The organism is Alteromonas sp. Cnat2-8, from assembly GCF_022348355.1.
Taxonomy (GTDB): Bacteria; Pseudomonadota; Gammaproteobacteria; order Enterobacterales; family Alteromonadaceae; genus Alteromonas; species Alteromonas macleodii.
The window spans coordinates 120550-132180 of record NZ_JAKREX010000004.1 but is presented as its reverse complement, the minus strand read 5'-3'; the positions used below and the strand labels follow the sequence as shown (position 1 = coordinate 132180).

The window sequence follows — 11631 nt, the reverse complement described above, 5'->3', positions numbered from 1 at the left end:
ATTTAAAAGACAAAATAAAAACAAGTGAAAACTATGAAACTATTTTATTTACCTAGTCACTTTGGCACGCCAAGTATTAACAGGCAGAAAACTTTTGACGTAGCAAAAGGTGTTGCTGTTTTACTCATGGTTATGATCCATGTATTAGACTTTTATGGCTTACCTGAAGTGCGGTTTAGTGCATTTGGAGCCACGGTAAAATTCGCATTGGGTTGGCCAGCAGCATCAATGTTCGTCTTTATCATGGGGATTTTTGTTGGCCTATCTCCATCATCGACACTGAAAGCGGATATCAAACGAGCAATATCTCTGTTTGTATTAGGTTACGCACTAAATTTTGTTCGCGGAACCATTCCCATGTGGCTTTCGATTAAAATTGGGCTCGTCACGTACCAAGATGTTGCTCCACACACTCCGCTGAGTGAATTTTTAATTGGTGATGTCTTTCAATTCGCAGGTATAGCGCTACTCCTTTGTACAGGATTGAAACATGCAACCAATAAAATCTCTATTTGGATCGGCACGGCTATTGCCATTGCGTTTTTATCACACAGCGTCTGGGATAAGTACACGTCATTACCTATACTCAATGAATTTTTGAAGCTTTTTGTAGGAAACGAAGAAGCGGGAGTTATGTTTCCTATTTTTCCTTGGGCGGCATACCCAATTGCTGGTATGGCATTTGGTCGCTTCTTAAAGCAACAAAATAAAGGCACGTTAAACTTTGTTTGGTGCCTTAAATTAGGCGTAGTTTGTGTAATCCTCGGTACAGGGCTCACGCTCACTAACCCTGCATATCACATTGTAACAAACCTAAGAAGCGGTCCTGGAATTGTTCTTTTAATGACAGGTATCGTGATGCTTTTTATTTACACCACTCACATACTCATTGAACGCTTTAAGAAAAACTATGTGGTTACGCTATTTGCTTTCTGGGGTAAAAACGTCACTGCACTATATGTTTTACAATGGATATTAATTGGATGGGGGTTAATGCTCGTTGGGCTGCAACAGCTTACAATGACATATACTTTGGTAGCCATGATAGTTGTTTTAACGGCCTGTCACTATCTAGTATTACCTTGGCATGAATATAAGTCTAAGAGTAGTAAAGCGTCAATGCCTCATGTTTCTGCCGTTCCTTTGAAGCCTTGAATATAACGTTTGTATAACGCTACCTTTTCGGTAGCGTTATATCAATTTGTAAACCTCCAATGCCTGTTGAGTCAGCTATCAAGTGGTTAAACGCTTTAATTTTTCCTCCAACAGCAGTAATTTGCCGCTGCGCTAGCGCCAGTCCTAAACCAAACCCTCCCCGTTTTTGTCCAACAACATGAAGGCCATGAGACTTATCTACTCTAAAAAAAGGCTTAAAAATATCGCTAAGCATGCTTACTGGAACACCATTTCCAAAGTCCAGGACGGAAAGCATATAGACATCTTCATTTTGCTTTAGCGTTACAACAACACCGCTATTCTCTGGCGTATATTTAAGGGCATTCCGGATAATGTTCTCTATCGCTTGGCCGAGGGCTTGTTGACTACTCTTATCAATTACCGCGTTGTTAGGTAATTCTACATTTAGTCTTGTTTCGGAATACTCAAAAGCTGCATCGTCGCAAATAACCTGAATCAATTCAGCAAGGTCAAAAGTCTCGGTGTTAAGTACAGGCGATTCATTGTTAAGCCAAGCAAGTGTCAACGTGTCTTCGACTAATGCCCGCATATTGTTGGATTCATAGCGAAGCCGAGTTAACGTATCACTGTCATTGATACCATTTTCAATAGTATCGATGGCCATATCCATACGCGTTAGCGGAGTTCTTAATTCATGAGACAGATCGGATAAAAGTTCTCTCTGGTTGTAAATTAATTTTCCAATTCGTGTGGCCATACCGTCAAATGTTACGGATAAGTTGAAGAGCTCATCGCTTCTATTGCTAAATGATTTACTAACGCGCACATCAAACTGCCCTTGACTGAAAGCTTTCGTGGCATGCTCTAACTTTCTTAATGGCACCATTACGTGCCTGTAAAGCACTAAACTCACTACACACAGAACGACAAAAGGCAGTGCGACCTTGAGCAAAATATCCACAAAGGTGAGATAAACACCCGGTCTCATTCGCTGGGGTAATTGGATTAATAGATGTGATTTCTCATCTAAGAAAGGAACCTCCATGATAGGGTTATATTCAAAGTAGAGGTGAATTTTCCATTCCACGCTGCGGCCTATTCTAAATTCATCAATGTACTTTTGAGGAATGACGCTTCCCGCAATAGGTTGAATGTTTGACTTTACTACTGCTGCCCATGTTTTTTCTTTATCTTGAAATTCATGAAGCCAGTTCGATAAACCCAATTCACCTTCTTTTCGGTAAATTAAATCAGCCTCTTTGCCATATTCAACGAGTTCACGCTGATGCTCTACTGATAGGTGACTCATTGTTGTTTCTGTATGTGCTGACAACCAATCAATAACCCAAATAAGAATAACCGTCCCTAAAGCTATAGTGACCAATAGCTTTCTCAATAACACTTTTTTCATGAGAATAAGTAGCCTTTGCCGTGTTGGGTTGCTAGACGAGTAGGGGACATTCCAGCTTCGATAAGTTTCTTTCGCACTCGGGACATGTGCATATCTAAGCTTCGGTCGTACCGGCTGAAACTTCTTTCCAGAACAGTTTGATAAAGTAATGGTTTGCTTAAAACCTCATTCTGATTTTCAAGCAGAACCCACAGAAGCTTAAACTGAGTCGACGTTAAATCTAGTGCTTTGCCAGCAAAATTGGCCTTCTGGTTTCTTCGGTCAAGTGTTATTTCGTCAACGACGATCGAGTTTCTCGTTACTTCATTTGATTTTACATTTAGAGAGCGACGCAATAATGCTTCAATACGAAGCATCATTTCCACAAAACTAAACGGCTTTGGCATGTAGTCATCTGCACCATTACTATAGCCTTTTATACGCTCTTGTTCGGCACCACATGCAGTAACCATGATGACAGGAGTTTGTTTCCGTTTGCGAAGTTGGCTTAACAGCGAAAAACCATTTAGGTTAGGAAGCAATACATCTAAAAGAATAAGGTCGAACCTTTCACGAAGTGCAGTCACCAGACCTTGATTGCCGTCGTGGCATTGATGTACGTCGAAGCCTCGGTCTTTTAGCAAGGCAGCGATTTGTTTATTAAGAGTAATATCATCTTCAATGATAAGAATTTTTGTAGCGTCCATATTGATAACCTTAAAACTGTTTTAACCAATTTTAATGATATTGATTATCATTATCAATAAGGTTTTATGCTAAGGCGGATCCTGCTAATTGAGTTGGGACAAATCAGAAAACACCTAACTGCCGTATTAAGTGAAATAAAGTTAATAAAAAGAGAAGAATGTGGAAGCACCGATTACCGTAGATAGACTGCGTTTCCTTTTATACAGTGTAAAAGAAAAGCTTTGGGTAAAACCTCTTGGCTTTTGCTTGCTCTCAATCTTTGCTGTATTCGTCGCTAAAGTAGCAGACGGGACTTCATTGGCTGAGCATATTCCTGAAATAAAACCCGAATCAGTTGAAACACTGCTTTCAATTATGGCATCTAGCATGATGGTGATCGCCACGTTTTCTGCAGGTACCATGGTTAATGCTTATGCTTCGGCCAGTCAGTCGTCAACGCCGCGTTCTCTAAGCCTTATAATATCCGATGATGTATCACAAAATGCACTGTCAGTTTTCATAGGCGCATTTATCTATAGTGCTGTAGCGCTTACTGCAATGACTCAAGCTTTTTTCGATAAAGCCGGGCTTTTCATTTTATTTTGTCTAACCTGTCTGGCTTTTTCGATAGTTATTTTAACTTTTATCCGATGGGTAGACAGCGTTGCACGATTAGGGCGCGTGGGGTCAACGTTATTAAAAGTGGAGCACGCCACGACACGCGCAATTAAAAATAGAATAGATATGCCGTGCTTAGGCGCAGTACCGCATGAGCAAATAAAAGAGCAGGGGACGCATGCCATTTATACTAAACAAGTGGGCTATATTCAGCTTATAGACATTGCCAAACTACAACACTGGGCTAATAAAAACGACGGTTTTATCAATGTTGCCATGTTACCCGGTGAGTTTGTCTCTCCAGAACGTGCCATAGCTTATTCGAATAAAAAGGTAGTATCAGATGAAATTGTTGACGCATTTACTATAGGTGAAGCCAGGTCCTTTGAGGCTGATCCTCGCTTTGGCTTTATCGTACTAGCCGAAATTGCATCTCGTGCATTATCCCCATCGGTTAATGACCATGGTACTGCAATAAATACCATTAGCAGCATTACACGCCTTATGTTGTTGTGGCACAAGCCCAAATCCGAAACTGAAACCGAAAACTCACAAAACGATAGCGCTCAGCATGAGGAGTTTAAATATGACCGCATTTCATTGCCTGCGTTAAATGTGAATGATCTATTTGACGATGCTTACACCAGCATTGCCCGTGATGGTGCTGCTAATATTGAAGTTGCTATCCGAATACAAAAGTCACTAAAAACAATTAAAGCGTGCTTTAAAGATGGAGGTACAAGCATAGAAAGAGATTTTGTTGAGGCGGCGTCTAAGTTAGCGAAGCAAAGTTACGAACGTGCAAAGTTGGCATTGGATTACGAAGACGATATTAAGCGAATTGAGCGCGTTTATAATGATAACTAAACGTGTAAGTTATTACTGCCAGAAACACTGCTAAGAATGCTGCTAAAAATGCTTAAAGTAAACAACTAGCCAGTCTATATAATCTCTGCATACCACAAACCATGTAATCTACGTAAATGATCGATCGAGTGTCTTTTTGTAGTTAATCAGATTTAATCTGATTAACTGCAACTCAGATAAACACAGCAACACTCTAAATAGCTAAAAATCCACATTTAATAAATTAAAGCCTAGTATAAAAATTCAAAGACTGCGTCTTTCTGTTTGTTAGTTATACCCATAATTAATCAAAAAACTAACGTGACGCTACGTGAAATAAAATACATTTTGCGAGGTGTAGTGCTACAGATTTCACGTAGCGCACGATTTATAAATTCCATGTCTAAATCCAAAGTTCATAGCAACTTTCAATAAAAACCACTGACACAAGTGAAGCAATTGCGGTAAGGCCGGAGCACTAAAACAGCTGCCGCGCATAAAGGTCTGTAAGTAATCACAGTCAACAAAACATCCGAATAGAGTGACATCTTCGCCCTAATCGTCCATACACTTAATTACGCATAATGTATATTATGTTAAATAGGATATCAAAATTGATAGTGAATGAGCCAGATGGAGCTTTGCAAGGTGCTTTACGCTATCCTTCTCTTAATATTTAGGTATTTTCGTAAGGTTTAATGACAACTAGCACAGATAAATAATAGACTTAATCATGTTCCTAAAAACATTTATTAGGCTTTAGTCTTCTTTACTTTAAATAATGAATGCACAGCTTGTAATATTAATTACTAGCTCAAATAACCAAAGGCTTAACGCTGATGAATTAAATAAAGGATCCTAATTATTTCTAAGATAAGACGACTAGCTATAAGGTTAAGGTTTTTCTAACATTTAGCGTTACATGTAATAATTACGGCCCTTAAAACTCATTTATTGATTGCTCTTTATTTTAAATAACATCAATTATCTATACTTCTTATTAAATTAAACATCGTGCATGGAGACCGTTCGTTGTTTTAAAGTTGGGTGGCGTGGATAGCACGTAGAATTAATAATTATCGACGCGATTTTTATTGAATTCATATCTGCGTAGACGTCGTTTATTCGGCTACGTACCGTATCGACGTCTTATTATCGTCGTACTGTAGTCGACATTAGATAGGCGCTCTATGAAAAGCGTATAAAAAGCAAAGGTAATAACTTCTAGGTTATCGCCTATTCCGCTTTTGTAACGTTTATTTTTAACTCGTTTGGTTTTGAAAAATGTGCGATTAGCCAGCAAACATGTTGGAAGTAAATCATGTGAAGTACTTCTTTAATAAATAAGCTCTTAGGGTGTTTTTTCATCACTTTTCAGCTTATTTTTTAGGCGTCGCTACGTGAAATCTGAGCGCGCATTCGGGGTGTTACCTTGCAGATTTCACGTAGCGCACGATTTGAATTACACAAAAAACGTACTCTCTCAGCAGGCCACAAGCCTTATCTCGCGATATGGTTTGGAATAATTACGAGATAGGCCAGCAATTGACGGCATTGAAACACCCAAACTGTTTATATATACAGTAATGTGATAGAGTAGCACTGTACTTGAGATTACAATAGTAAAGCGGTTTGTGGAGTGATGAATGGATTAGTGCGTAACTTCACGCATGATAATTACAGTTATCATGCGTGAATATTGTTATATATCAATAGCTTATCAAGTTCTGATAAAACTAGCATAATAGTCACAATAATGTCTTCACCAGGTTGCTCAATGCCCTCAAAAACTAATAGCTCATACTTGCTCACAACTCAATTAGTTAACAGCAACAGTGATAGCAGCTCACAGCCACAAGACTCAAGTAGCGCGACGGTTCCAGCTTTTGGTATCGAGTACTCTCGTGGTAAGCAGCACACGTCAGGTTCTAACGACCTAACAACAAGTCAATGTTCATCTTCTGATAAAAACGTTGAAAGCTATTATCAAGATATTTTTACCAAGCTTCCATACAACACACAACGGGCATACATTAGTGACTACAATGAGTTCGCAATTTTTTGTAAGCAAGCTGGATTAAGTGGCTTTAAGAACAACTTCGAACACAATGAGATCTGCATTAAACAATATGTTGAAGCGTTGTGTCGTTCTCCCCTAGCCTATAGAACCATTAAGCGTCGGTTATCTGCCCTTAGTAAATTTTTGGGCGTGGCTAAATTGCCAAACCCCATTATTAGATCTGCGTATCTAAGAGACTTTATCCGTTTATCGCTTATAGAGAATAGAAAGTTTCGCTTGTCTCACAAACAAGCGGTTCCGCTTACCATAGATATGCTTGAACAAATAAACAATGCAATTATTCCTGATTCTTTATTAGAACTCCGCGACCTTGCAATCATTAACCTGATGTTTGATGCATTGCTTCGCGCTGATGAATTAGTTCGAGTTTGCATCGAGGATATATCTGCGCGTAATAACACGCTGTTGGTTGTTTCTTCGAAAAGCGACCAGTCTGGTCAAGGTCAATATCGCTATATTTCTTCCAGCACCATATCTATGGTTCAAGAGTATATTAACGAAGCTAATCTTGATCCAAAGACTAAAGCAACCCGCCTTTCTTCAGATTTACGCGGGCTGCACAAAGGCGTTTTGTTTAGACGACTAACAAACCATAAAACAGCACTTTTGCCATTTGATGAGAACATTCCCAGCCATAAGGCAAATGTACTTAACTATTCGAGTGTCTACAGGATTTGGCAACGTATTGCTCAACGCGCAGGTATTAGCGAAAACATTACCCCTCATAGTGGTCGTGTTGGTGGTGCAGTTTCTCTAGCCGAAGATGGCGCATCTTTACCCGAGCTTCAACTGGCTGGAGGTTGGCAATCACCTGAAATGCCTGGGCATTATACAAAACAGGCTAACGTAAAGCGTGGTGGAATGGCAAAATTGTCGGCAAAACGAAAAAGATAAAGCTCATTAAATACAGTAACTTAATTAATGCATGGTTACGCATAACCGACGACATCAGTAACAATGTCTAACTCACCTACTCTCTACATCCTTTTACCAATCTGAAACTGTATTACTCGCGTATCAAAAGGTAAATTTGCCCTAAACCTATATTAATGAATAGGTTTTCTAAGTTGGCAAACATTCAAGTAAAAGGAGTGATATATGAGTAGCGGTATTGATACAAAGCATGGAAAATTACTCGCGGAAATGGTGGTTCCCTCGTCGTCATGGAATGTCCAACCCGAGAAGCAAGACCCATTCAAGTCACAAGAAGCAGCACTAGATTATTTAAACTCAAACAATGAGCCGTTATATCTCCACGTGCCATTAGCTCAATCTGATGATTACGTGAGAATCTGCGTAACTTCACGAGGCGATGATGTTGTTTTTACGATAAAAGATATCAATAACGGTGGTGAAACTTCATTGCATTATTCGCACATTAAAAATTTAGATAGCACAATTAGAACCTTAGTATCAGAATGTTGTGACCAGAAAATCAAAGCCCTATAAATTAGGGCTTTCTTTCCGCCTAAAAATCGCAAATTGCACTACCAAAGAATGCTAATCCACGTAAAGCCGGCCATCATTAGGCTAATGAACACTGCTGCAGAGCCGATATCTTTAGCTCGCCCTATTAATAAATGGATGTCTGTGCTGACATGATCACAGAGTTTCTCAATAGCGGTGTTGAGTAGCTCAGTGATAAGCACTATCAGTAAAGATATCACCAGCAATATACGTTCTACATGCGTAACGTCGATGAAAAACGCTATAGGTGTCATTATCAATATTGCGAAAATTTCTTGTCTGACCGCAGCTTCACTTAAAAAGGCTGCTCGAAGCCCCTTAAGTGAATAGTAAGTGGCATAGAGTACACGTAAAATGCCTTTCCGTTTCGTTATCATGATAAGTAATTTTAAGATTAGTTACAGCCTTACAAAACGTAACTGACCTTCGTTACATCTGCATGACGGCGAAGGTATTTATCATGAATATTTAAGGCATTTTCGACGCTAATCGCCGCATTAATTTATACTTTCACAGCTAGCACGTCTGTTTTAACACCATGTAGTACTGCATTGGCCGTTGACCCAAGTAGCAAACGAAGTCCGCTCTGGCCATGGGTGCCGACAACAATGAGATCTGCATTAATCTTTTCGGCCATATGGTGAATCTCATCAGCAGGAGAACCTATCTCTACATTGATGTGGCTGTAAGGTATATCATGTTTTGCGGCAACGTCTTTTAATTGCCTTAATGCCTGCTCTCTTACTTCCTCTGAAAAATCCCGTTCTAAAAATAGTCCGTAAGGCTCTACATTGGTTTGTGGATAAGCAACATACAGGAGGTGAATTTTGTGACTATTGCCCGCTATTGCAATGGCTTTCTCCACCACTAATTCGTAGTCAGAATAAATATCTATAGGTACTAAAATTGTCTCGTAACCTTGCATTGTGGCTGTCCTCAATTTTTGTTAGGTAGCAGTGCTTTTCTACCATACCGTTAACTAATTCCATTAAATAGTAGTGCTATACAAATAATTATTCTTTGAGCTAGGTCAATGATTAGTCTGCAGCCTCATTCATAATCAGTGTATACACATTAGTTCTAGCGAACGTTACGCATCTTTACCGTAAAAGAAAGAGGGAAATGAGTATGAAAACGGCAATAGTTGTTATAGCAACGCTTCTCCTTTTCGCCTGTGACCAGGGCGCGCAGTCACCTCGCGGCTTTAGCTTGCCCGAAGGCAATATGGAAAAAGGCTATTTGGTATTTAAAAAGTATCAGTGCCAAGACTGTCACAGAATTGCAGGAGAAAAAGAGTCCGACAATGCGCAATACCTAGTCGCGAAGCCTATTCCGTTGGGCGGCAGCAGTGGAAGAATTAAAACTTATGCAGAGTTGGTGACAAGTATTATTAACCCATCACACAAACTTACTCCTCGACAGCCTGCCAGTTTCACCAGCGAAGACGGAGTGTCATTAATGCGAGTTGTAAACGACGAGCTAACCGTTTCTGAACTAATAGATTTAGTGGCGTATCTTCAGCCTAAATATAAAGTAACACCCTACAGGACTAGTGATTACCGTCTCTATCAACTGCGTATTCCAAGCGAGCAATCTAAAGACTAACTCGCAGTTTTAGGCATTAAAAATCGTTAAGCGTGACTCCACAATCGGTATTTGATTAGGAGTCATGGCTTAGTTTTTTTAAGATAACGCTTTCGTTTCTTTCTCTATTTCTGCCAATAAACTACAAGGCATAAAGCTTTCAGAATTTGCTTCTTTTAAGTGTAATTTAAATCTATCGGGAACGTCGTCGGTTAAGAAACTTCCTGTTTTAACTAACGGGAAAATTTCGTCGTAACGCGCAATATTACACTGATCTACTCGCCTAAATATATGGGTACGATTTAGTTCGCTAGTTCTCACATGTCCTGTAGAAGACAAGATATCCATCAGCGCATGAATAGTTTTTTTGTGAAAGCGGTACACGCGCTCGTACTTGTCTTCAACGTTTAAGCCCTTGGCAAGCTTGGGGTCTTGCGTTGCTACACCGGTCGGACATTTATTCGTATTGCATGACAGCGACTGAACACATCCAAGTGCCAACATCATTCCTCTGGCACTGTTACATAGATCGGCGCCTAAACTTAGATTTTTCGCTAACTGAAAAGCGGTAATGATTTTTCCAGAAGCAATAATTTTAATTTTGTCGCGAATACCAAAACCAGTGAGACAATCGTCAACAAACGCCAAGGCTTCACGCAGAGGGAATCCTATAGAGTTTGTGTACTCAAGCGGTGCGGCGCCGGTACCTCCTTCGCCCCCGTCTACCGTTATAAAATCTGGCGTTACGTCCTTCTCTACCATGGCTTTGCACATGGCAATAAACTCACTTTTTCTACCCAGCGCCAGCTTAATACCCACTGGTTTATATCCACTTAACTTGCGTAACTGACTAATAAAATCTACCATTTCTAAAGGCGTTGCAAACGCTTTATGTCTAGGGGGAGAATCAACTTGAGTTCCAGGCTCAACACCTCTTATTTTAGCTATTTCAGGAGTATTTTTATACGCAGGTAAAATACCACCATGTCCAGGCTTAGCGCCTTGGCTTAGCTTTATTTCTATCATTTTTACATTGTCGAGTTTGGCTTTTTCTTCAAAAAGAACAGGATCGAAACCGCCATCTTTACTTCTACAACCAAAGTATCCCGTACCAATTTGCCAAACGATATCGCCACCGTTTTCGAGGTGATATGGGGTTAAACCACCCTCACCTGTGTTATGGTAAAACCCGCCTTTTGCAGCACCTTTATTTAGCGCCAAAATAGCATTTTTTGACAAGCTTCCAAAGCTCATTGCGCTTATGTTAAGTATGCTTGCACGATACGGCTTTTTGCAATGAGGACCACCTACCGTCACTCGGGGATCTTCATCCATGTCTTCCACTTCGCGAGCAGATAAAGAATGGCCAATCCACTCATAGCCATCTTTATACGTATCTAGCTGAGTACCGAAGGGAACAGTTTCTCTACTGTTTTTCGCACGTTGATAAACAATCGAACGAAACATGCGGGAAATAGGTGCTCCGCCAGTATCGGTTTCTATGATGTATTGCTGGATGTAGGGCCTTAGTCCCTCGACGGTCCATCGTACCCTGCCAATTAATGGAAAGTTCTTTAAAATGGCATGTTTTGTTTGGAAGGCATCATATAGACCAAAAATGAGTAGCGTGACTGATAAAAGTAAAAACCACCACACGGGCGCCCACAATACGCCAATCAACACATTGAAAGCGACGAGCAGGGTTAGCACAGTTAGAATTGTTAAACGCATTCAAAGTCCTTCTTTATTTTTGGTCATATCTAAACAAAATAATATGCCTACAACCCTGTTCAATACACCTGAAATCGGGAACTAGATTTAC

10 protein-coding genes are annotated in these 11631 nt (G+C 40.0%); 5 read left to right on the top strand and 5 right to left on the bottom strand.

Going from position 1 to position 11631, the window contains the following annotated elements:
• The first annotated feature begins 33 nt into the window (after positions 1 to 33).
• Positions 34 to 1155, top strand: a complete 1122-nt coding sequence (locus tag MHN00_RS11520; RefSeq protein ID WP_239301203.1) for a heparan-alpha-glucosaminide N-acetyltransferase domain-containing protein — start codon at positions 34 to 36, stop codon at positions 1153 to 1155.
• Between the two features lie 19 nt (positions 1156 to 1174).
• On the opposite strand, the gene MHN00_RS11515 is transcribed toward MHN00_RS11520, so the two are convergent.
• A complete protein-coding gene (locus MHN00_RS11515; protein WP_239301202.1) occupies positions 1175 to 2548 on the bottom strand; it encodes a sensor histidine kinase in 1374 nt (457 codons plus the stop codon).
• Entirely contained in the window at positions 2545 to 3234 is a 690-nt protein-coding gene (locus MHN00_RS11510; RefSeq protein WP_239301201.1) for a response regulator transcription factor, read from the bottom strand. Before MHN00_RS11510 ends, MHN00_RS11515 begins: the two co-directional genes overlap by 4 nt.
• 160 nt (positions 3235 to 3394) lie before the next feature.
• Between MHN00_RS11510 and MHN00_RS11505 the strand changes: the two genes are divergently transcribed.
• The 3 genes from MHN00_RS11505 to MHN00_RS11495 all read left to right on the top strand — a co-directional run bounded on the left by MHN00_RS11505 (position 3395) and on the right by MHN00_RS11495 (position 8207).
• On the top strand, positions 3395 to 4699 hold the full coding sequence (locus MHN00_RS11505) for a DUF2254 domain-containing protein (protein ID WP_239301200.1): 1305 nt from the start codon (positions 3395 to 3397) through the stop codon (positions 4697 to 4699).
• A 1756-nt stretch (positions 4700 to 6455) separates the two neighbouring features.
• Positions 6456 to 7652 (top strand): tyrosine-type recombinase/integrase, encoded by a 1197-nt coding sequence (locus MHN00_RS11500; RefSeq protein WP_239301199.1) that lies wholly within the window; start codon positions 6456 to 6458, stop codon positions 7650 to 7652.
• 204 nt (positions 7653 to 7856) lie between these two features.
• Positions 7857 to 8207, top strand: a complete 351-nt coding sequence (locus MHN00_RS11495) for a hypothetical protein (protein ID WP_014949580.1) — start codon at positions 7857 to 7859, stop codon at positions 8205 to 8207.
• A 38-nt stretch (positions 8208 to 8245) separates the two neighbouring features.
• Here the strand turns inward: MHN00_RS11495 and MHN00_RS11490 are convergent, their stop codons facing one another.
• Together MHN00_RS11490 and MHN00_RS11485 are read right to left on the bottom strand one after the other, a co-directional pair.
• Positions 8246 to 8602 carry a diacylglycerol kinase gene (locus MHN00_RS11490; RefSeq protein WP_069944377.1) on the bottom strand — a complete coding sequence of 119 codons (357 nt, stop codon included), beginning with the start codon at positions 8600 to 8602 and terminating at the stop codon, positions 8246 to 8248.
• Between the two features lie 125 nt (positions 8603 to 8727).
• A complete protein-coding gene (locus MHN00_RS11485; RefSeq protein ID WP_014949582.1) occupies positions 8728 to 9150 on the bottom strand; it encodes a universal stress protein in 423 nt (140 codons plus the stop codon).
• A gap of 203 nt (positions 9151 to 9353) precedes the next feature.
• Here MHN00_RS11485 and MHN00_RS11480 point away from each other — a divergent pair, with 203 nt between their 5' ends.
• The gene (locus MHN00_RS11480) at positions 9354 to 9830 is read left to right on the top strand and encodes a c-type cytochrome (RefSeq protein ID WP_014949583.1); all 477 of its coding nucleotides are present in this window, start codon (positions 9354 to 9356) and stop codon (positions 9828 to 9830) included.
• A 78-nt stretch (positions 9831 to 9908) separates the two neighbouring features.
• Here MHN00_RS11480 and MHN00_RS11475 read toward each other — a convergent pair whose 3' ends face one another.
• The gene (locus tag MHN00_RS11475) at positions 9909 to 11540 is read right to left on the bottom strand and encodes an FMN-binding glutamate synthase family protein (protein ID WP_239301197.1); all 1632 of its coding nucleotides are present in this window, start codon (positions 11538 to 11540) and stop codon (positions 9909 to 9911) included.
• Positions 11541 to 11631: the final 91 nt, after the last annotated feature.